This window comes from Wolbachia endosymbiont of Cantharis cryptica (genome assembly GCF_964277405.1).
GTDB lineage: Bacteria > Pseudomonadota > Alphaproteobacteria > Rickettsiales > Anaplasmataceae > Wolbachia.
The window spans coordinates 342015-364318 of record NZ_OZ195521.1 but is presented as its reverse complement, the minus strand read 5'-3'; the positions used below and the strand labels follow the sequence as shown (position 1 = coordinate 364318).

The window sequence follows — 22304 nt, the reverse complement described above, 5'->3', positions numbered from 1 at the left end:
GACCTAAATGGTTCTAATTCTGTATTCACAAGACTAGCCTTACTTTTCACTTTAAATGGTAATGTATGGAGTTATATATGATCAACAACTTTTTAGGCATAGACGTATCGAAAGATCGCTTTGATGTCTTTCTCTCATTTATAAGTAAAAAAGGGAAACGTGAAACTAGAAAAAGGAGTTTTAAAAATGATGATCATGGATTTCAAGGTCTGCTGAGTTTTCTACAAAAGCATAACGTAGAAGAAGTAAAGGCATGTATGGAATCCACTGGTTGCTACAGTGAAGCTTTAGCTGAATTTATACACAATGCTGGACATTTTGTTAGTGTAGTAAATCCTTATTGCATAAAATCTTATGCAAGGAGTAAACTTGTACGACAAAAGAATGATCAAACTGATGCAGAAATTATTGCTGATTATTGCCAAAGGCAGGAACCAACTCGCTGGGCACCACCTTCTCCTGAAAAGAAAAAATTAAAACATCTTTATCGTTGCTCGGCTGCGTTAAAAGATGAATTGACATCAGTAAATAACCACTTAGAAAAAAAAGAGAGACTGCCCAAAGAAGTCGCAACTGCTTGGGAAAACCTTGCAATAAATATAACACAAAAAATAGAAACAATAAAAAGCTCCATACGTGAACTATTAAAGCAACACAAAGAGTTGTTAAAAAATTTTCAACTTTTATTAACTATTCCAGGAATAGGAGAGGAATCAGCAATAGCTATTTTAGCTGAACTTCCTTACATAAAGGATTTTAGAGATGCCAGGCAATTGGCAGCATATGCAGGAGTTATACCACGAAATATGACGTCAGGTTCATCTGTATATGCCAAACCCAGATTAAGTAAATCAGGTTCACAAACATTACGTAAGGCACTTTTCTTTCCTGCTATAGTAGCTAAGAATCACAATCCTATCATTATTAGTTTCTGCCAGAGATTAAAGGAAAAGGGTAAACATAATATGGCTATCGTTGGTGCTGCAATGCGTAAGTTGCTCCATATCGTTTTTGGTATTCTTAAATCCAGAAGTGCTTTTAATCCTGACCATATTAAAAACTACAGGACTAAGAAATTGAGCGAAGGTTTAATGGTTTAAAGTCAAAAAATGCTACCATCCGATCTTATATAAAATAGTATTTTATATAAATTTATTTAATATAGTTGGTTAGTGTATATGTTGATAAGTAAATTAGTTATAGCCCTTCTTATAATAGTCCGAACGGGGGTGAAAACGTCTTTATAGCTATTATAAGCCAGGAGGACAGCAGTGTATTATTATGATCTGTTCGGATTATTGTAGAAAGAGCTATATTTATATATACAAGCAGAAACTTACTTATCAACATATACTTTAACTATACCGCTACAAAGTTGGAAGTACTTTTTGATTTTACAATACAGCTTTTGAGATTCAGTTTTTATAATTTTCTTGTTGACTGGCGAGACGGTATCTTTTCTACGCTTATTTTTTATCTATGAAATCTAAAAAACCTTCTATCTTCTTACATTCTGATGATGGTGATATAGTGGTTAGTAATTCGCAATGTCGTTAATGTGGCAGATCAGCTTCTTGAATGAGAATGTGATAATTAAATTATATTGTTTTTGAACAGGAGAAAATTATGACTTTAGAGTGGGAAGAAATATTAAGTGCAGTAAACGTTTATAGTGATTTAAACAAGGATACTGTACTTGACAAAATATTAGAGGGGTTAAGACAAGGAGATTTAAAAACATACGAAGAGTGGGAGAAGAATCGGTTTGACATAAATTACCTATTTTCCCCACAAGATGGTGCAGATGATACATATAATTGTACATTGTTACATATGGCTGCTAAATATAAGTGTGAAAAGTTAGTAAAAGCCCTATTGGAAGCAAGGGCTAATGTTAATGCGAAGGATAGTCATGAGTGGACTCCTTTACATTTAGCTGCTGAACTTGGCTATAAAGATATAGTAAAGCTCCTAATTGAAAATGGAGCAAATCCTTTATTAACAGATTCCCAGGATAGAACGCCAAAATATCTTTGCGGTTACGGTGACTATGGCAACTATATACCCGATGAAGATCAGAAAGCTATAGTGGAACTTTTAGAAGAAGCAGAAAAAAATCAGGAAGAACTAAAATGTGCTGTTGAAGCAGGAGATGCAAATCAGGTTAGGGAGTTAATAAAAACGGGAACAAGTGTTAATTTAGTGAATGAACGCGGATCTACTCTATTACATTTGGCTGCTAAATATGGCCATAAAGAGGTGGTAGAGCTTTTACTTGAAAAAGGAGCAAAGGTTGATGCAAAAGATAATAATGGATGTACTCCTTTACACTTTGCTGCTGAAAATGGTCGCTTAGATATAGTTAAATACCTTATAGAGGACAAAAAGGCTGATTGGAATGTTAAGGATAATTATGGCAGGACTCTTTTACACTTTGCTGCTAAAAGTAGAAATTTAGATACAGTTAAATACCTTATAGAGGACAAAAAGGCTGATTGGAATGTTAAGGGAAATGATGGCATGACTCCTTTACACTTTGCTGCTGAAAATGGTTGCTTAGATATAGTTAAATACCTTATAGAGGACAAAAAGGCTGATTGGAATGTTAAGGATAATTATGGCAGGACTCTTTTACACTTTGCTGCTAAAAGTAGAAATTTAGATACAGTTAGATACCTTATAGAGGACAAAAAGGCTGATTGGAATGTTAAGGGAAATGATGGCATGACTCCTTTACACTTTGCTGCTGAAAATGGTTGCTTAGATATAGTTAAATACCTTATAGAGGACAAAAAGGCTGATTGGAATGTTAAGGATAATTATGGCAGGACTCTTTTACACTTTGCTGCTAAAAGTAGAAATTTAGATACAGTTAAATACCTTATAGAGGACAAAAAGGCTGATTGGAATGTTAAGAGTAAAGATTACAAAACACCTCTACACTTGGCTGCTCAAGAAGGAAAATTGGAAGTAGTAGAATATCTCGTAGGTCAAGGTGCTGATATTGATGCTAGAACTGATATTGGAGAAACATCTTTACATTTGGCCGCTAGAGCAGGAAATACAGAAGTAGTACAGCTATTATTAGATAAAGGTGCTGGTGCTGCTGTTAGAAATGATCATGGTCAAACGCCTTTTCATGAAGCTGCAAGGGCAGGTAAAAAAGAGATAGTTGCGCTACTGTTTGACCTTGACCCTGGAGCTATAAATGATATGACATCTTTTTGTAATACAGCATTACACAATGCTGCAACAAATGGACATTTGGAAGTGGTTGAATTTTTATTGAAAAAAGGGGCTGGTATTGAAGATAGAAATATATATGGTAAGACACCTTTACATTTAGCTTCTAGTTTAGGAAATAAAGAAGTAGTTGAATTTTTACGGGAAAAAGGGGCTGATATTGAAGCTAGAGATTGTAAAGGTAATACACCTTTACATATTGCTGCAATGAACGGAGAGAAGAAAGTAGTTAAATACCTTTTAGACAAGGGTGCTAAGGTTAATTCACAAAGTTTTAATGATAAAACGCCTTTACATTTGGCTGCTAAAAATGGCTATGATGAGGTGGTAGGCCTTTTACTTGAAAGAGGAGCAGATGTTAATGCCGAAGATTCACCACCTGGAACTCATTTAAGTGAAAGTAACACCAAGAAGGTATCTGTTCAGGGGAGCAGAAAATAGGAAGATAAAGCACGACAAAAAGATAATCATAAATGTGTGTGATTCATAATGCTGTAAACCATAAGCTTAGGTTAAAAGAAAATGACAGAAGTGTGAAGGGAGGTGTGCTGGTTAATGATTTAAGTGCTTCTCTAAAGAAATTATCTCATTCTGCTTTCTTGCTGCTTATGGTTTTTTGGACATAGCCTTTTATGATAGATTCAAAGAAGACTGAATTGTAGGCTGCTCGACACTTTCTACTTTTTCGAGTTTTGTGTTGGGCTTTAGGACATCATACAGCGCAAAATTTATACACGCTAATCCAACAATCACGCCAACTACCGCTATAACATGCATTTTTAGGATATAGCTTAACTCATAAAGGCAGAAACATTCTTAGGAACAAAGAACATGTGAGCTATTTTTCGAATATTGTGCTTAAACCAATAATGCTCAATGGGAGGTTATGAAAATTTTGCAAGCATCAATACCAAAGTCTTTCTTAAAAATTTGCTTAGCTTAATAACAAGAAAGTATTGAATCTGATCAACTATTGCATTTTTTGTATTAAATAGGACTTGATCTGACAAGTCAGTTGTAATAACCTCTATGAATCACACACCTCATTTTTATGTAAAATGTTCTCACAAAGGTAGGTACTATTTTTGGAGAAAGTAAATAATTAAAAACTTTGTTATGCTAATTGGTATGATATTTTAGCTAAAATATTTTTTGAAAAAAGTAGTTGACTCGCTATATCAATTTCATTATACATAATAATTTCATTAGATAATGCTGTCAATGGTAGGGGAGAAATCATATCTTCACAGATTAGTACTATATCTGAGCAGAGACAAATGATAGCACGGTTAGAAACTGTGAATAAACAAATGTCAGAAGATTTTAAAGAGCAGATGAAGGCAATCGACGACAAATTCTCTTCTCAATTAGAAAAAAGTACTAAAGAGAAAGAAAAGCTCGAAAAAGAAAAGATGGAACTTGAGAAAGATAAAGTAAAGTTGATTAAAGAATCTAATGAAAATCAAGAAAAGATAAAGAGTTTAGTAGAAGACATGGTTAAGGTAGAGGAAGAAGCAGAGAAAAGACATCAAGAAGCGATTAGTCAAAAGGAGCGGGAAATAGAGAGAGCAGAGAGAATACATCAAGAATTAATGAACCAGAAGGAGCAAGAAATGGAGAGAACAGAGAAAAGACATCAAGAATTAATGAACCAGAAGGAGCAAGAAATGAAAAAAAACAGCTAAAGAAAAAGAGGAAGTAGAGAAAAAACATGAAGCATTAATTGATAAATTGGACGCAGTTCTTAAATTACCTGGCATAAATGCTGCAATACAAAATTTGCGAGAAGCAGATAAATCTAAATGTAATGAACCAACTGTAACAGAAAGTCTGCAAGAAGTGAATAAACATAGCCATAGTGGCACTACTGTACAGTACCATGTACATGAATCTCATTTCTCTCAAGCCTCTAATATAGCAGATGAGTTTTCTGATGAAATTGGAAGTGATATACCTGCTCCAAGCTCTAACATAGCTGTGCCTACATTATCTAATCACGTAAGTAATAACCGCAGTAGATGATTTATGATGTTGTAAGGGATTTTTGTGAAGAATAAGGCTTTTGTAATCTTCTTATCAATTGTAGCATTAGCAGTTCTTTTGCTTATTTTAGTATTAATGTATTTTTTTAAATGGAAAAAGGAGGGTAGTAAAATGTTGCCAGATAAAAGTGATGGTGCTAGTAGCGCTAATATGGAAAGTGTAGAACATATTGATAGGAAGGATAAAGAAATTCCTACTGCACCATTTAATTCTCAAAAGGAACAAGAGGAGAATGATTTAACAGTAATAAACCATATGACTTTAGAAGATACACTCAGGGTACTTAAATCTGATAGCTTGCTGTCTGATCTTGACAATGATTTGAAGAATGTTAAGGAAGGAAGAAATACTATACAAGATCACAAGGAATATTTTCAAACACAAGTTGACAAGAAACTTAAACAGCTTTCTCTTGTGTATAGTCCTAACTCGTCAGAATGGAGTGATATACCTGAAAAAGAAAGGCCAAAGGCTCAAGCAATACAGGCGAAATTAAATGACATGCGAAGCATACTAAAGTACTTTAATGAAAATTTTTCTCAAGAGCATGATTTTAAGTATAGCTATTTTAGCAAAGTACGGGTTGATCTTTTAGGTAACGAGAAAACATTAGAAAGCACAACTTACGCAGTGCTAAATGAGCTAGGTAAGTTGTCTTATATTGAGTACAATAGGTTGGTACCTAGTCTCAATGAATTTTTAAAGTCAAGTCAAGCTAGCATAAAAGGTTTTATCTTAAATGATGAAGATCTCTTCCAAAAAGAAAAAAATAATGCTGAATGTTATTTTCAAATTTATCTAATTGGCCATGAAGAATTACTTGCTAATCTAGAGTCGTTTTGTGATTTATGTAAAGAAGATGATCACATAAAACCCATTGCTACTCAGATGTTAAACGAGTGCAAAACCCAGAGCAAAATATTAAATAAAGTTAATGGTTTCTTAAATCAGAGTCAACTTAATTTTGATATCTTAAATTGTCAATATCCTTATTGCGTTAACGATAAACAAAATTATGAGCAAGCGGACAAGGATTTTACTTTGCCGTTTATAGAATATATTAACATTTTAGCTATATGCAATGAGATAATTAATGGATCAAAGGTGCCATTGTGGAAGAAATGTGTTAATACTTTTAATCGTTTTATAAACAATAAATATGAAATTGTAGCTGGTCACGAAGTTATTAGAAATTTAGGTGATCTTCTATCATTGCATAAATTTTGCCATCGCCTTTTAACATATTATTGCTATGGAAATAAGGAAAATGAGAAGTTAGCTGCTGAGCTTTTGAATATTAACTCATTTGGTAAAGAACATACACTACGGTTACTTGTTCAGGTAGTCAATGTATATTCAAATTATCTAGAAAAGGAATTTCAGCCTGAAAAGAGTTTTTATGAAAAAATTGCAGAAGTGCAGATGAAGTTTCTTGGAACAATAAAAGGTTTGTGTGACGAATTCTGCAAAAAACTGAGTCAACACCATGAACAGTTTCTTGAAACAGAATCAGAGCTACATAAAACAGAATTAGAGCTGCATGAGACAAAATTAGAGATATACGAACAAGTTTACAAGCAAGATTCAGAGTTTTATAAACAAACTTCAGAGTTTTTAATAAGACGTTTAGAACGTAGAAAAGCAAACATCGCGCAAATGGACGAAACGTTAAATAAAAAAGTGTCTGAAGGTGTTATGGAGGAACAACAAAACAAACCTAGTTGTAGCTCATCTAGCCAGCAACAGCCTGCAAACCAAGCGGATGATCAGCCAGGTCCAAGTAGTAAGTTAGGTGAAGTACCGCCAATATTGCGTAGTCAGTCACTGAACCCTTTACATTCTGATGATAAGGATATTAGTAGACCACAATGTTCTTAACCTGGCAGACTTTGTTGCATAGCAACTTATGAAGAGTGCAGATAGAAGGGCTCATGTAGCATTTAGAGTATCTTAGTGAAAAAATTATGCTTGCGTTGGAATGGCATACATTGTACACTATATATGATATCTTTTCTTTATAGTCGGGGTAAATGTGTTATCGGTTGTTAAGCAGGTTACCAATAAGAGAATGTCCGTTTTTGCTAAACCTTTAGGAGGGGTTTTGTCAAAGCTAGGTGATTACATACAGAGTACGGCAGAAACTTTGCCATCAGAGGTTTCTCCTAAACAAAATACTGGAATGCCAAAGCCTTTTCCAGGTAATAGGACTCCAGCAGGTAAAAATAGTGAAGTTACAAGACTGCTTCTAGGTAGCAGAATTTTTCCTACTATAGAACTCATTGGGTTTGGAAATACAACTTCTACTCCGTTTGGAAAGCTTAGAGATATTGCTAAATTAAATCCAACTTTAGGCGCTGGTGAAGACAAATCTGTAAGTTCTAGCGCTAGCCAACAGGTAGAAGAAAAAGGGGGGAAAGAAAATGTTCTTGAAAAAAAAGGAAAAAGTGGTATCTTGAATAGTATATGGGGTTCAACATTGGGGTCCATAAGCAATGATTTAGAGGGGGATAAAATGTTCGGCAATGCGCAAGATGCTACAGTTTTGAATGGTGATAATGGAGATCAACAGCTGAAAGCATTTAAAAGTGAAAATAACGACCTGGAGACAGAGCTGCAGAAATCTAAAAGCACAAGTAAAAAGCTTAAGGAAAAATTGGATAAAAAAGCTAGTGAAGTAAATCGACTTACTTTGGATAAAAAAGCTAGTGAAGTAAATCGACTTACTGAAGAAAAAAGTCAACTAGAAGGGAAGCTAAATAGTATACAGCAAGACTTGGATGCAAAAACTAATGAACTTGAGAACGTAAAATCTCAGGTTGCAAAGAGGGAGAAAGAGCTAAAGCAAGACTTGGCTAACAAAACTAAGGAACTTGATAGGACAAAAGCTCAACTTACAGAAAAAGAGCAAGAGCTGAATGATGTGAATCAAAAGGTTTCGCAGTTAGAACAGGAGCGGGATACTGCACAGAAAGACTTGGATACAAAAACTTACGAACTTGGGAATACACAAGTTCAGCTTGCGGAGAAGGAAAAAGAGATTAGCAGACTAAGTAATGAAGTAACTAAAATTACTCAAGAAAAAAGTCAACTTGAAAACATTAGAGATGAATGTGATATAACAAAAGCTCAATTTACGGAAAAGGATAAAGCTCTGGGTGTTGCAAATGAACGTGTTTCACAATTGCAAGAGGAACTTGAGAGCACACAAGCTAAGTTAAAACAGGAGCGGAATAGTACAAAGCAAGACTTGGTTAACAGAACTGAAGAACTTAATGGAACAAGGGATCAACTTGCAGAAAAGGAGGGAGAGATTAGCAAGCTAAATGATCAAGTGACTCAACTTGAAAATGTTAAAGAGGAGCATGATAGAACAAAAACTCAACTCATAGAAAAGAAGAAAGAGCTGGGTGTTGCAAATGAACGTGTTTCACAATTAGAACAAAGGATTGATGATCTTAATAATAAAAACAAAAAACTCTCAGCAGTAAATGCTCAGAGTACAAGGCAGGGTAATTATGCCTCTGCTTCTTTTATATTATCTGGGATGTTTGCTGCTGGTGCAAGTTTAACAATACCTTATTTAGCGATATGTATTACACTTGCTGCAGTTGCATTGGCTTCTCTAGCAGTAGGGTGTTGCTATTTATATAAAGCAAATACAGCACTTAACAATGTTGAAACTAATCAAATCGCAAGTGGTGCTGATCATGCAGTTGCTTAAAATAGTCTTTAGGGTTTTAAATTTTTATCCATTCGGCTTTTTGCGAGCTTAGAGATATGTAGGAGAGTATTCTGTAAACCATAAGCTCAAGTTGAGGGGGGGTAGGAGATAAATATTGAGTTAATAATTTATAGATTCTTCTAAAGAAATTATTTTATTTTCTTCAGCTTAGCTTTAAGGTCGTGTGCCAGTTGCTTGATGTACTATATCAATAGGAATACCCACTTCAAGTAGGTTCTTTTCCACTTCTATTTCCCCTATTTTTTTACCTTTTTCTTTATTAATCTGTATTCTTTTAGATACAGACATAATTAATGAATAAAATTTATCACGTATTTTTTCATCCTCAATTTTGTTAAACTCTCTTACTAAATCTAGTAATCCATTTTCTCCTTCTCTATCCTCATTACTTCTTTCAATTTCAACGTTGCCTTTTTCTATTAGTTCACTAATTTTTGGCAGTAGAGTTTTTATATTCACTAATAATGCTTCTGCTATAGCATGTAGTCTTTTTGTTGTAATGAGATGAGTCCCCTGTTCATAGTGGTATATTTGCGCAGCCGTTAAACCAACTTTATTTCCTAAATCTTCCCTACTATATCCTCTTGCTAGCCTCCATTCTTTTATCTTTTCTCCTATTTTGTAGGCTATAAAATTAACTATCTCTTTTCTACAATATTTCTTAAGTTCATCTGTAAACAAGCCCGTTGTTTGGAAGATAATATCAAGAGAAACACCCGCTTTAAGTAGATTTTTTGCTACTTTAATCTTTCCTACTTTTTTACCCTCTTCCTTACCTATCTGCATAGACTTATTTAATGCAGAGGCCATCTTATATAATTCATAATTCCTAAATTTTTTACATTCTCTAACTAGACTTAATGTTTCTTTTGCTTCAGTTCCCTCTGGTACTGTTGATTCAGGTAGCACTCTTGCACTATCAATCCCTAGTTTTTCTGCTATTTCTAATATTGTGATGATTAGAGTGGAATTTTCTCCTCGCTCATACCTGGACATTTGCTTCTCTGATACTCCGACTTTACTCCCTAGACCTGCCTGAGTATCTTCTTGTATTTCTCTCTCATATTTTAACTTTTTCCCGACTTCGTAGTCTATTAACTTTGTGTCAGTAGTCATGTCTCTTTAATAGAATCTCAAGAAAAGATATACTCTTTTACCTAAGATTCTATTAAATCTCCTACCTTACACTAGAGATAGGAGAAAAGAGGTTTTTACTTTCTCTAAATACGTGCACCATGACTGATAAGGTACTCCTTCACGTCCTCTTTATATCTTTTATCTTGATATTCACTATCTTGAATAGCCAAGCGCAGTGGTGTATTGCCTTTCTTGTCTCTGACATTTATATTTGCCCCATTTACTATAAGACATCTGACTATGTCAAAGTTGCAATCTTCAGCGGCTATGTGTAGTCCTGTGGTGCCGCTTTCATCTGTAACATTTACGTAGGCTCCCATCTCTATTAGATATTTTACTATTTCAATATAATCTCGCTCAACAGCGTAGAGTAAAGGTGTCCAGCCGTTTTCTCCAACAAAATTTACATCAACTCCTTTCTCCTCTATCAAATATTCAACAACATCCAAGTGGCCATTTAATATCGCTATTTCCAATAGATCATTGCAGTCATAAGTGACATCTTTTCGGCTCATCAGATACTCTATAGTATCCAAGTCACCACCTACAATAGCTTCACCAAATAAAGTACTACCATATTTATCAATTGGTGCCATAGGATCAATACCCTTCTCTTCTACAAAATATTTGACTAATTCAATATAGCCGTATTGAAATGCATAATATACGGGAGTACCTTCACTGTCAGTAATATTGTAATCGGCACCCTGATCTATTAAAAATCTTACTACATCAATATTTCCTGAATAGACAGCGTAATGCAAAGGAGTACAACCATGTTTATCTGGAGCATTTAAATCAGCTCCTTTACTTAGAATATATAAAGTTAGATAAAAGTTACCTTTTTCAGCGGCTGAATGCAAAGTATCAGACTTACCATACAGATGTCTTGCCATGGCATATAGCCTTGCATCTCGATTAGACGTTCTTTTAGCATTATTCTTTTTTTAACATATTCTTTTGTCATAATGACCTCACTAAATTAACAAAACTATTCCAGTCTACAGCTACAAACATTATTTTTTTATTAACTGCGGAACCCGTATATATTTCTATACTCATGACCAACTCTCTTGATGAGGACACTCTCCCAATCGTGTTAATATCTTATGTATATTAATTAATAAGCTCACTTCCTTCCCTCTTCTCTTCATCTTTGTATGGCCTCTTCTATGACAGCAGCTATTTCGTTCAGTTTCTTCACCTGATTAATTTCCGGGTTTTTACGCATTTCCTTCAGCACCTTTTGATAAAGATCTTGCCTTTTTTCATTATCGAGCAGTTCGCAATATTGTTTCATCTGCTCAGGAGTGCTGAATAGAAGCCGTTCTATTATGTTGTTTCTTCTTGATTCTAATTTTTTACGTTTATTGTTATTACTCATCCACTCATTAAAGACTCTATTCTTTTAAATGTTTACTACTGTTTCTTTAGTAGTATTGGCATAAAGCCATCTATTTTAGCGGAAGTCAAGTCAATTTTTAAATATTTATTTATTATTAATAATAGTAAATATATTATCTTCGATACCTTCACAAACTCGGGCTAGGAAGATCTAGTTGCTCTATCTTCTCTACTTTTTCGAGCTTCGTATTGGGATTTAGAGTATTATACAATGCACAACCTATAAACGCTAATCCAACTATTCCCGCAACCACTGCTATGATATGCATTTTCAGAATATAAGATACGACACTACTCACCAATAACATTACTCCAGCACTACCAGCTACGATTGCTCGTCTTTGTTGCGTTGCTTTTGTTAATGGATTTTCTTCTTTGCCTGCAGCATCACTATCAAAACATAGTTCTATTTCAGCGGGAGAGGGGCTTTCAGAGGCATTTAGCTCTTGCTCTGTTAAAACCTTATTTTTATTACATAATTGAGTGTCAGTTCCTGTAGCTTTATCAACTATATTAGCGGTCTCTTTTTGCTCTTTTACCTCAAGAACTCCCTCAGCACCTTCTTGCATATTAGAAGCCCTTGATTCCTCTGTATCAGCTCCTTTTGCAACAGAGGTACCTTCCTTCCTTTTAAGTTTTTTAGCAATAACTTGCAATAGCTTTGGTATTCTCATAATGTTTTTCTCTCTATTAAAATTTGTTGATTTAGTTGTGGTAGTTGAAGTGTTCTAGTTGCACACTCCATAAATTTGGTACTCGCTTTCAATCAACGGTGCCTTGCTATTTAAAATATCTTCCTTGTAAAATTTAGCTTATCTTTTACATCTAAACAGCATTAACACGATTTGGCTTTTTATAGATGAGCAATTCTCTAGGGATTATCCTATTGAATTCTATGATATTATTTTTTGTAACATTGTTATAGACGTCAATACAGAAAATAGATATTAATCGGGGCTTCTTTTGCCTTTTTTTCGCTTGGTAAATTTCTTAATGTTTGTAGCTAAACGACAACCGCTGCTTGTTAGCGGTATTATAATGCACCCATTTGTCTAGACCATTTTTTTCAAAGTAATCCGATTTTTTATAAAGCATTTATTGTCTATGATAATAGAGATCAGCAGGGACTTTATAATGTAAAGACTGATGTCGCCTTCTATAATTATACCAACCAACAAAATCCTTTATTACAACATCCAAATCTCTGATACTGTTTGGTCTATAATAATATATGGCTTCTTGTTTTAAAGTTCTCCATAAGCGTTCAATAAATAAAGCAACGTCCTTTATGGTCCATACTGATTTTAATGTTAGCACGCTCTAATTCCATAATAAAGTTGTAGCTAGTCTCCTTGATCACTATTCAGGTTTACCTTGTTTTAGAGCTTCTTTGAGAGTAAAATCCAGCATCAAGATATGGTGATAATGAATGAGCAATAATATAGCGACTATACAAGTCCATTATTGCTACAAAATAGACAAACTTACCTTCTATCATAATGTATGTTATATCAGTGGCCCATACCTGATTAACTCTACAAATAATCAAATCTTTAAGTAAATAAGGGTATATTTTATGCTTTTTCTCTTTAATACTAGTATTACATCTTTTTCTACAATATAGCCCCGTAATTCCCATCTTTTTCATTATTCTCAAAACTTTCTTATGCCAGTCGATTTGCTCCAATTTCAGCAGTAATTTTACGATATCCATAACGGCAATCAGAAGCCAAATATATTTCTTGTATTAAATTTGCTATCTCACTTTCATCATTAATTATAGGACTATAATATAAGCTAGATCTGCAAATCCCCAGTAAGTCAGCTTGTTTTCTAATTGATAAATCAGAATCTTTTTCTATAAACTTTACTCTATCTTTTTTGCTTATTTCAGTAATTTTTTTTTCAAATAACTATTTTCTACTGTTAATTCTCCTATAACCTTATGGAAATTTTCTATTTCTTGTCCTAATATCCTTTGTTTCTTATACTCTCACTTTCTTCTATAAATAGATCTTTCAATCTTGCTAATACTCTATCACGCCAATCATATAAATTTGTTGATGGTATTTTATATTCACTACATATCTCTGCTGTGCTTTTTTATTGCTTCCAAAGCTATCTTTGCTTTTAACTCTGGTTCATACTTTTTTGTTCTCATACTACACTCCATTCTTTACTTTTCCCTTTTTACTCGGATTAACCAATTTTTTTTGGTCTAATTTATGGGGTGCATTATAAGTAAAGGAAAGTGTCCAAAAGTCGTAGTTTTAGCCTTGATGAGAAAACTGATGCATGTCTTTTTTGGTATTCTTAAAAACAATCAGCTTGCATGACATTAACCTCTTGCTCAAATATGCAAAAAGTCTCATAATGAAAATTAGTTAATTTTTTAACCAAGCGAAAAAAAGGCAAAAGAAGCCCCATGGTGGCCAGTTATTTACTTTTGTGTCGAAATATCGGCGTTTTTTTATTCTAAAACGCTTAATAAGTGCGACTTAGCTGCCTTTTAATTGCAACTAACCTTAGCGATAAACGTTTAAGAAGTTTACTAAGCAGAAAAAAAGGCAAAAGAAATCCCGTGTTAGATAGTACTTACTCTCTAATCCTGCAAATTGGCGTACTATACTGTCTTAAACGCTTTATAAGCGCGTTTCAGCTTGAAAACCTAGAAGTTTTAAAAGACATACGGTGCACATAGTGCAAAAAATTAAAAATAAGACGCCAACTACGTTACACTCCTTCCTTTAATCTGCACAGATGAAGATAACTGAATACCTTCAGTACCATGATAAAAGGGCTGGCGGAGTTTGTCAAGTCGTTTCTCAACGCGCTGCCAAAAGTTTGTTATGCAAGAGATCTATTGTGTGTAAAGTTCGCATTTGAGGCAAAACTGGCTATAAAATACACTTGATATAAATGTTTTTATATATTAACATTAGGTGCTTCTTTCATGATATAGGTAAATGTGTACTAAAAATTCCTATTGTAGGTCCTTTAATAAATAATAAATTATGTCTAGGGTATTGTTTTTATCGATTTTAATAGTAGTAATAGCAAGTTTACCAATAATGAATAATTGGCTTGCGAATCGCAGTCAAATTCTAAATGATGATTACATAGGCAAGAAATTAGATGATTATATAAATAGAAATTTTGACAAGATTATAAACACTCTCAAAGAGCAGTCGATTAAAAGTAGCTATGCTGCTCGAGATAACGCGACTAAAGGTAAAATTTTACAGTACAAAAATGAGATATTCGACCCCGCTTATCCTTACTCCGGAAATGAAAATAGTAGTGTTATAGCTGTAGGTTTCTTTGACTATTCTTGTGGATATTGCAAGGTCATAAAAGATGATATAAAACAGTTAATCAATGATGGCAAAATTAAGTATATCTTTAGAGATGCTCCAATACTTGGTAACAACTCTTTAAAGGCAGCAAAAAGTGCTTTAGCTGTCTACTTTATTGATAAAGAAAAATATTTCGATTTTCACTACGCTGCTCTAGATTACAAAGGAGAATTTTCAGATGAAAATATATTAAGTATAGTAAGAAGTATAGGAGTTAACGAGGATGATTTTAATAATTCTATGAAAAATAATGCAGATAAAATTGAGCAAATGATAAATGGCAGCAAACTCTTAGTAAGGGAACTAGGAGTAGGCGGTACACCTTTTTTAATAATCGGGGATAGTCTATTCGTAGGAGCAACTGATTTGGATGTACTACGCAAGAAAGTAGATGAATTAAGTCACAAGCAAAAACTAGCTTCAGCGATTAATTTGCTATAAAATTTTTATTTTTATGCTTGACAGCTCAAGTGAGCCTAAGTATAGTAAGCATGGGTGTGATAAGTAACGGTATGTAGCAGTAGCTTAAGGTACGATCTCAGTGATTGTGCTGTTTTCATAACGCCGTTTGCTATCTTCAAATTACAACATTTGTACACCTTCTTCAGCCAAACTATCTAAATTTTATTTTTCAGGAGGACATATGTCATTCACAGAAATCAGATTTCCAGAAAATATATCTTATGGTTCCACTGGAGAACCGGAATTTTCCACTGATGTTGTAACAACTCATAACGGCCGTGAACAGCGCAACATCAATTGGTCTCATGCACGTACTAAATACAACATAGCTTATGGGGTCAGATCAAACGAGCAGCTACTAGAATTAATAACATTTTTTCATGCACGAAAAGGTAAAGCAATAGGATTTCGTTTTAAAGATTGGTCAGATTTTACAGTCACCAATCAAGAAATTGGAATAGGAGACAACGAAAAAACGACTTTTCAACTGATCAAAATTTATGTAAGCGGAAAAGATAAGCATACACGTATGATTAAAAAGCCAGTAAATGGCACAGTAAAGATCTATTTAAACGGCAAAGAAGAGAGTGAATATTCAGTGAATTATTCAACAGGAGAAATAACATTTATGAAACCACCAGTGAAAGATACAATAATCACTGCAAGCTTCGAATTTGATGTACCTGTACGCTTTGACACAGATTACTTAAACGCTTCTATCGATAACTATGGAAGTAATAGCTGGAATAATATTCCACTAGTAGAGGTAAAGTTTAGTTAAGCTGCTTCAAAATTTCCTCTTGTTGCTGAGCGTGAACACTAGCATACCCACACGCAGGAGATGCAGCAGCAGGTCTTGCAATACACTTAGGTCTTTTTGCTTGAATATTGAGGTCAGATAACACCTCGTCTATCAATGGGTTAAAAAAGACCCTTTGAATATTGAGGCCAGGTAATACTTCCTCTATCAATGGGTTGACAAAAAACCATCCTCCCATATTTTTTGGTTCTTCTTGACACCATACAATTTCAGCGCTTTTGTATTTTTCAAGTTCAATACTTAGTTTATCGGCAGGAAATGGATAGAATTGTTCTAAACGTATCACTGCTATATCGTTTATTTTTTGTGTTTCAAGCATTTCAATTATATCATAATAAACTTTACCACTGCATATTACAGCTTTTCGTACTTTGTCACTTGACACTAAATTTGTCCTACATTCTGGAATTATTGTAAGGAATTTTCCTTCAAAGTCAGATAAATTAGAAACTGCTTTTTTATGGCGTAATAAAGATTTAGGTGTAAACACCACCAAAGGTTTACGAAAGTCTCGATGGATTTGCCTGCGTAAGACATGGAAGTAATTTGCCGGAGTGGAACAATTAACTACCTGCATATTATCTTCTGCGCAGAGTTGCAAAAATCTCTCTATACGAGCAGAACTGTGTTCAGGCCCCTGCCCTTCATAACCATGAGGTAACAATAAAACCAGACCGCTTGATCGCAGCCACTTTGTTTCTGCAGATGCAATAAATTGGTCGATCATAATTTGCGCACCATTTGCAAAATCACCAAATTGTCCTTCCCAGAGCACCAGTGAATACGGAGAATCAAGGCTATATCCATATTCAAAGCCCATTACAGCATACTCTGATAAAGCGCTATCTATGACCTCAAAGTGAGCCTGTTCTTTGTTTATATTGTTTAGCGGAATAAACTCTTCTTCTGTTACCTGATCAACAAGCCTTGAATGACGGTGCGAGAAAGTTCCACGTCCAGAATCTTGTCCTGATAAACGCACTTCTATTCCTTCTGTGAGCAGTGACGCAAATGCAAGACTTTCAGCAGTTGCCCAGTCTACATTACTACCAGAATTTATACCGTCTATTCTGCCATCAAGTATTTTTCTAACCTTATTATTAATGTTAAAGCTACTTGGAATATTGCTATTTATATGCACAGCCAATTTTTTCAGCTCACTTTGCGAGACACCAGAATCCGTATAGTATTCGCTCAAATCGTTCAACTTTGCTCTTCTTAATTTTGACCACACTCCACCGAACCAGTCAGCTTTTTTTGGAGCATAAGCCGCTGATTCAGCAAGACTTTTATCCAACCTTGCCCTGAATTCGCTGCGCAATTTACTTACCTCATCATCACTTAATACTTTTTCTGCAATCAACTTCTCTTCATACAATGTTCCAGGAGTTTTATGTTTTGATATGGTCTTATACATGAGCGGCTGAGTGAAATTTGGCTCATCACCCTCATTATGGCCATATTTGCGATAGCACATTATGTCAATCACTACGTCCTTTTTAAATTTCTGCCTATATTCCATCGCCAGACTTGTAGCAAAACTCACAGCTTCTGGGTTATCTCCATTAACGTGGAATATTGGGGCTTCTATTGATTTTGCTACATCAGTGCAATAAAAAGAGGATCGCGTGCAGCATGGGTTAGCAGTAAAACCAACTTGATTATTAATAACAATGTGCGCAATGCCATCCACCTTATAACCTTCAATGTTGCTTAAGGTTAGGGTCTCAGCAACAACACCTTGACCGATGAAAGCCGCATCACCATGAATTGATATTCCAAGCACAGATCTTATATTCTGTTTTGCCCTCACCCTTCCAGCTAATACTGGATTTACCGCTTCAAGGTGAGATGGATTAGGGCATAAACTTAAGTGCATTTTTTTGCCACCAGCAAGTGTTCGATCAGAAGAGTAACCAAGGTGATATTTAACATCACCGGACACCTCAAGACCACTTGGATATGCGAGATTGCCTTGAAATTCAGATAGCATTGCCGCATATTCTTTTCCCATCACTTTGGTCAGAACATTAAGTCGTCCGCGGTGAGCCATGCCAAGAACTATTTCTTCAATACTAAAAGCTGCGGAATCACTAATAATTCTCTCAATTGCAACAATAGCTGATTCCCCACCTTCGATAGAGAAACGCTTATACCCAGGGAATTTCATATGGAGAAATTGCTCAAACATCTCAGATTCGACCAAGTGTCTCAGTATTTCTTTTTTGTTTTGTGAGCTCAGCGTATAGGTTTGATTTTCAATTTTCTCCTGCAGCCACATTTTTTCCTCGTGAGAGGAAATATGCATAAATTCAAAACCGATATTCTTGCAATAAATATCTCTATAGATTCCAGCGTCATGCGTTGGAGAGAGATTTGAATATTTCTGATAATCTACTTCCTTATTCACATTTGGTGATAATGGATTTAAGTCTGCAAAAAAGTGACCATAAGATCTGAAAAAATTTGCTACCGAATCATCCGCCTTAGTTGCATTGCAGGGCTCCGTTTTATTAACTTCTAAATTGCTTGAAAAAATCCTATACCAATCCTCCCCGATTGATTTATCACCCTGCAGATAACGGCTATACATTTCTTCCACAAATTCTGCATTATCACCATGAAGGCAGCTTAAACTTGGCATAATCACTATATAAGATATCAAACACTTATAAGTATAACTTAAGTTTTTTAAAAAAGAACTTTTTTAGTTTCTATACCACGATTCATTCGCGGGCGCTAACAAGTAGCGGAATGACGGTAAACCTAGATTACCTTAGCTATAATTATTAAGCTGCACCTGCTAATTTTTGACTATTAAGAAACTCTACCCTAGCTTCAGCAAACTCAGGATAAGGCTCTTTTGTTTTTGCGAAAAACGCAGCCTGTACAGCATTTTTAATGAAAAAACATGCAGCAAGTGCAAACACTGCTGTTGGTACATAGCACCAAGGAGATGCTATGCTAAACAAAGTAGCAGAAGCTACTATCAAGCAACAACAAGCAAGTCCTGCTTGGCTAATGAGATAACGTCTATCAACTCCACCATACTCAGCCATCAACCTTTTAACTTTATCATCGCTACCGTATGACAAAACAAGTGTCTTAATGCAATTTATTATACCATTATTAGTAAAATATGGAGTACGTTCTATGAATCTCCTCATGTAGTAATCTTTTGCATGAGGATCTGTTGCATTAGGATCTGCACCATACTTCAAAAACAACGCTAAAGTTTTTTCTTTTTCACATTCATACTCACTACAATGCACTGCTTCATACAATGGAGTGTGATCAAATATATTTCGTATATTAAGATCAGCGCCACATTTTAAAAGTAATTCTGCAATTCTATAGTGTTTGTATGCTCTATGTAATGTAGTATTACCAAACTCATCTTGTGCATTAGGGGCAGCTCTATATTTTAAAAGTAATTCTGCAACTTCATAGAACTTATCATGTGCGGCTACATCCAGTGGAGCAAGACCATATACTCGTGTATTAGGGTCAGCACCATTCTCTAAAAGTAGTTTGACAATGTTACCACATGTGACAACTCCAGGATAACATAATGAAGTATACTCACGGAATATTTTTATGTTAGGGTTAGCACCATTGTCTAAGAGCAGGCTTACAAGATCAATATTGTACGAATTGATAGCAGCACCCAATGGCAAGCGATCTTGTACACACATTTCATTGATGTAATCACCAAATTTTTCATCTTTACTGCTCTTGAATTTGGAAAAAAGTTTTTTCAAAAATGTTGTATCTTGATTGAAGAGAGCCGTATATAAGCAAAATTTTAAATCCTCAATACAGCTAACTTTATCTAAGTCTTCATCATGGAGTACCATAGCTTCTTTTGCACCTGTTCCATCAAGAAGCTCATATGCAGCTTGTAACTGTTTAAATTTCTCTTCAGCTTCTTCCTGTTCTTTATCCAAGTTTTTGTCTGGATGGAACTCGAGGGCTAATTTTCTATACGCTGTTTTAATTTCCCGTTCACTGGGATTCGCATTTAAGCCCAATATTTCTAAAGCTTCCTTTCTATTCACAATAAACCCCTACTGAAATAGCTTAAGTTAAGTATAACTCAAAAATCCCAAAAAGCAAAGCTTTTTATGTCAAACTGTGCCTGTTGCACAATTCCATAACTATACAAACATTGTCTACAAGGAGGGTGTCATTCCAGCGTGTGACGCTGGCGACCCCTACCGTCATACCGCTAACAAGCAGCGGTTGTCGCTTAGCTATAAAATTTAAGAAAATATTTAGGAAATTTACTAAGTGGGAAAAAAGGCAAAAGGAGCCCTGTGATTATTGTCCGCTTTAAAGTACTGGCGTTTTTTATGTTTTAAACCCCTGACAAGGGAGATTCAGCCGCTTTTAATCGCAACTAACCTACGCTGCAAGTGTTTAAGAAGTTTACCAAGCAGAAAAAAAGACAAAGAAAACCCGAGTTAGCTAGTCCTTTACTATCTCTGTCGAGTATTGGCATTTTTTGATGTCTTGTAACGCTTTATAAGCGCGTTCAGCTTATTTAGGTATAAACCTAGATGTAGATGAAGTTTTGTAAAGACATACAGTACCTATGTACTGCAAAAAATTGAACATAAGACGCCGATACATTAAGTAATCCTTACCTTTTAATCTGCAGATTGGCGAAAGCAAATACAATAGCTTCACTTCCATGATAAGATGACTGGCGGAGTTTGTCAAGTAAGTTTTTCCAACGCGTTGCCGAAAGTTTGTTATGCAAGAAGTCTAATGTCACTTATTTGTCTCTTTAATAATGATAATTGGTATGAAAACTACAAATAAAGTAAAAATAAATTTATTTACCAACATAGAGTTGTCTTGGTCTACAGATCTTAGTTTCTTTGTCATTTATCATTTCATACCACTGAGTAACCCAACCAGTGGTTCTTGCAAGTGCAAAAATAGGCGTGAACATATTTGAGGGAATATCGATAGCATTCATTATTATACCTGAGTAAAAATCAACATTTGGATATAACTTACGCACGATAAAATATTCATCCTTTAGAGCTATTTCTTCAAGTTCTTTTGCAATCTTGAGCAGTTCATTATTTTGTTCTAGTTTACTTAAAACCTCATGACAAGCGTCTTTCAATATGCGCGCGCGCGGATCATAATTTTTATAAACACGATGTCCAAACCCCATCAATTTAAATGGATCTTTATCATCTTTAGCTTTTTCAATGAATTTATCTACATCTCCACTTTGCTCTATCTCCTTTAACATATTTATAACTGCCTCATTAGCTCCACCATGCGCTGGTCCCCAAAGCGTAGCAACTCCTGCAGATAGGCTTGCGAACAAATTAGAACCAGCCGATCCCACCAATCTGACAGCTGCCGTAGAAGCATTCTGTTCATGGTCAGCATGGAGAGTAAATATTTTATCCAGAGCTTTTGCAAAAAGAGTGCTTTTATCGTTATCAAAAGCATCGCCAAACATCATCCTTAGGAAATTTTCGCTATAGCTCAATTCATTGTTAGCATTTATGAACTCCTGATTGTTGATATGCCTATAGATCATCGCAATAATTGCAGGAACTTGTGCTATCGCAGAAATTCCAAAATCCAGATCTTCATTATCGACACTGTTGCCATATCTCTCATGGTAAAATGCTGACAAACTTGCAAAACATGCAATCGAAATTGACATAGGGTGAGCAGTTTTTGGAAATGCTTTAATCACATTTATAATCTGCTCTGATACTTTGGATAATTCTTGTATTTTCAGAAGAAACTTTTTGTGTTGCTCTAAATTAGGCAACTCACCGTAGAGTAATAGATAAATTACAGCAGTAAAATTATTATTCTCTGCCAAATCAGCTATATCATGTCCCCTATATTTAAGGACTCCTTCATCTCCATCAATAAATGTAATTGCAGAAGAACATGAAGCCGTGGAAACAAAACCTGGATCGTAAGTGAACAACCCTGTTGTCTTATACAAATCCTTAATATTTAACACATCAGAACCTATTGTTCCGCTTAATATGGGTAGCTCAATTTTTAATCCATTGCTTAGTTCTAATAATGCTTTTTTATCCATCACTTAAGC

The 22304-nt window shown here is 34.8% G+C and carries 15 protein-coding genes and 1 pseudogene; 8 read left to right on the top strand and 8 right to left on the bottom strand.

All coding sequences use genetic code 11. The features are described 5' to 3' along the window. Positions 1-77 precede the first annotated feature (77 nt). The 6 genes from ACICP6_RS01720 (at position 78) to ACICP6_RS01695 (ending at position 9007) form a co-directional block, all read left to right on the top strand. Entirely contained in the window at positions 78-1100 is a 1023-nt protein-coding gene (locus tag ACICP6_RS01720) for an IS110 family transposase (protein ID WP_353285218.1), read from the top strand. Between the two features lie 526 nt (positions 1101-1626). After that, on the top strand, positions 1627-3684 hold the full coding sequence (locus ACICP6_RS01715) for an ankyrin repeat domain-containing protein (RefSeq protein ID WP_395463369.1): 2058 nt from the start codon (positions 1627-1629) through the stop codon (positions 3682-3684). Between the two features lie 836 nt (positions 3685-4520). Beyond that, positions 4521-4928, top strand: a complete 408-nt coding sequence (locus ACICP6_RS01710; RefSeq protein WP_395463368.1) for a hypothetical protein — start codon at positions 4521-4523, stop codon at positions 4926-4928. 46 nt (positions 4929-4974) lie between these two features. Continuing rightward, on the top strand, positions 4975-5265 hold the full coding sequence (locus ACICP6_RS01705) for a hypothetical protein (RefSeq protein WP_395463367.1): 291 nt from the start codon (positions 4975-4977) through the stop codon (positions 5263-5265). Positions 5266-5289: 24 nt separating this feature from the next. Next, a complete protein-coding gene (locus ACICP6_RS01700; RefSeq protein ID WP_395463366.1) occupies positions 5290-7164 on the top strand; it encodes a hypothetical protein in 1875 nt (624 codons plus the stop codon). Between the two features lie 223 nt (positions 7165-7387). Continuing rightward, positions 7388-9007, top strand: coding sequence for a hypothetical protein (locus tag ACICP6_RS01695; RefSeq protein ID WP_395463365.1), 1620 nt, complete (start codon positions 7388-7390; stop codon positions 9005-9007). Between the two features lie 174 nt (positions 9008-9181). Here ACICP6_RS01695 and ACICP6_RS01690 read toward each other — a convergent pair whose 3' ends face one another. The 5 genes and pseudogenes from ACICP6_RS01690 to ACICP6_RS01670 form a co-directional block, all read right to left on the bottom strand. Continuing rightward, complete coding sequence (locus ACICP6_RS01690; RefSeq protein ID WP_395463364.1) at positions 9182-10144, bottom strand: helix-turn-helix domain-containing protein; 963 nt, start codon at positions 10142-10144, stop codon at positions 9182-9184. Between the two features lie 104 nt (positions 10145-10248). Next, positions 10249-11061 (bottom strand): ankyrin repeat domain-containing protein, encoded by an 813-nt coding sequence (locus ACICP6_RS01685; RefSeq protein ID WP_395463363.1) that lies wholly within the window; start codon positions 11059-11061, stop codon positions 10249-10251. A gap of 254 nt (positions 11062-11315) precedes the next feature. Then, on the bottom strand, positions 11316-11549 hold the full coding sequence (locus tag ACICP6_RS01680; RefSeq protein ID WP_395463362.1) for a hypothetical protein: 234 nt from the start codon (positions 11547-11549) through the stop codon (positions 11316-11318). Positions 11550-11697: 148 nt separating this feature from the next. Further along, entirely contained in the window at positions 11698-12243 is a 546-nt protein-coding gene (locus ACICP6_RS01675; protein WP_395463361.1) for a hypothetical protein, read from the bottom strand. Between the two features lie 421 nt (positions 12244-12664). Then, positions 12665-13730, bottom strand: a pseudogene (locus tag ACICP6_RS01670) (IS3 family transposase). 853 nt (positions 13731-14583) lie between these two features. Between ACICP6_RS01670 and ACICP6_RS01665 the strand changes: the two are divergent. Both ACICP6_RS01665 and ACICP6_RS01660 read left to right on the top strand, forming a co-directional pair. Continuing rightward, positions 14584-15366 (top strand): DsbA family protein, encoded by a 783-nt coding sequence (locus tag ACICP6_RS01665; protein ID WP_395463360.1) that lies wholly within the window; start codon positions 14584-14586, stop codon positions 15364-15366. A gap of 202 nt (positions 15367-15568) precedes the next feature. After that, a complete protein-coding gene (locus tag ACICP6_RS01660) occupies positions 15569-16168 on the top strand; it encodes a TIGR02217 family protein (protein WP_395463359.1) in 600 nt (199 codons plus the stop codon). On the opposite strand, the gene ACICP6_RS01655 is transcribed toward ACICP6_RS01660, so the two are convergent. The 3 genes from ACICP6_RS01655 to ACICP6_RS01645 all read right to left on the bottom strand — a co-directional run bounded on the left by ACICP6_RS01655 (position 16161) and on the right by ACICP6_RS01645 (position 22295). Then, positions 16161-18851: a 2-oxoglutarate dehydrogenase E1 component gene (locus ACICP6_RS01655; RefSeq protein WP_395463358.1), complete on the bottom strand. Its 2691-nt coding sequence runs from the start codon at positions 18849-18851 to the stop codon at positions 16161-16163. The genes ACICP6_RS01660 and ACICP6_RS01655 overlap by 8 nt on opposite strands. Positions 18852-18996: 145 nt before the next feature. Then, positions 18997-20265: an ankyrin repeat domain-containing protein gene (locus tag ACICP6_RS01650; protein ID WP_395463357.1), complete on the bottom strand. Its 1269-nt coding sequence runs from the start codon at positions 20263-20265 to the stop codon at positions 18997-18999. 779 nt (positions 20266-21044) lie between these two features. Beyond that, positions 21045-22295, bottom strand: coding sequence for a citrate synthase (locus tag ACICP6_RS01645; RefSeq protein WP_395463356.1), 1251 nt, complete (start codon positions 22293-22295; stop codon positions 21045-21047). Positions 22296-22304: the final 9 nt, after the last annotated feature.

What these genes read in the sequence shown, in the direction of transcription:
- ACICP6_RS01720 (WP_353285218.1), top strand. Translation starts at nt 78, where the DNA reads ATGATCAACAACTTTTTAGGCATAGACGTATCGAAAGATCGCTTTGAT.
- ACICP6_RS01715 (WP_395463369.1), top strand. Translation starts at nt 1,627, where the DNA reads ATGACTTTAGAGTGGGAAGAAATATTAAGTGCAGTAAACGTTTATAGT.
- ACICP6_RS01710 (WP_395463368.1), top strand. Translation starts at nt 4,521, where the DNA reads ATGATAGCACGGTTAGAAACTGTGAATAAACAAATGTCAGAAGATTTT.
- ACICP6_RS01690 (WP_395463364.1), bottom strand. Translation starts at nt 10,144, where the DNA reads ATGACTACTGACACAAAGTTAATAGACTACGAAGTCGGGAAAAAGTTA.
- ACICP6_RS01685 (WP_395463363.1), bottom strand. Translation starts at nt 11,061, where the DNA reads ATGGCAAGACATCTGTATGGTAAGTCTGATACTTTGCATTCAGCCGCT.
- ACICP6_RS01680 (WP_395463362.1), bottom strand. Translation starts at nt 11,549, where the DNA reads ATGAGTAATAACAATAAACGTAAAAAATTAGAATCAAGAAGAAACAAC.
- ACICP6_RS01675 (WP_395463361.1), bottom strand. Translation starts at nt 12,243, where the DNA reads ATGAGAATACCAAAGCTATTGCAAGTTATTGCTAAAAAACTTAAAAGG.
- ACICP6_RS01665 (WP_395463360.1), top strand. Translation starts at nt 14,584, where the DNA reads ATGTCTAGGGTATTGTTTTTATCGATTTTAATAGTAGTAATAGCAAGT.
- ACICP6_RS01660 (WP_395463359.1), top strand. Translation starts at nt 15,569, where the DNA reads ATGTCATTCACAGAAATCAGATTTCCAGAAAATATATCTTATGGTTCC.
- ACICP6_RS01655 (WP_395463358.1), bottom strand. Translation starts at nt 18,851, where the DNA reads ATGCCAAGTTTAAGCTGCCTTCATGGTGATAATGCAGAATTTGTGGAA.
- ACICP6_RS01645 (WP_395463356.1), bottom strand. Translation starts at nt 22,295, where the DNA reads ATGGATAAAAAAGCATTATTAGAACTAAGCAATGGATTAAAAATTGAG.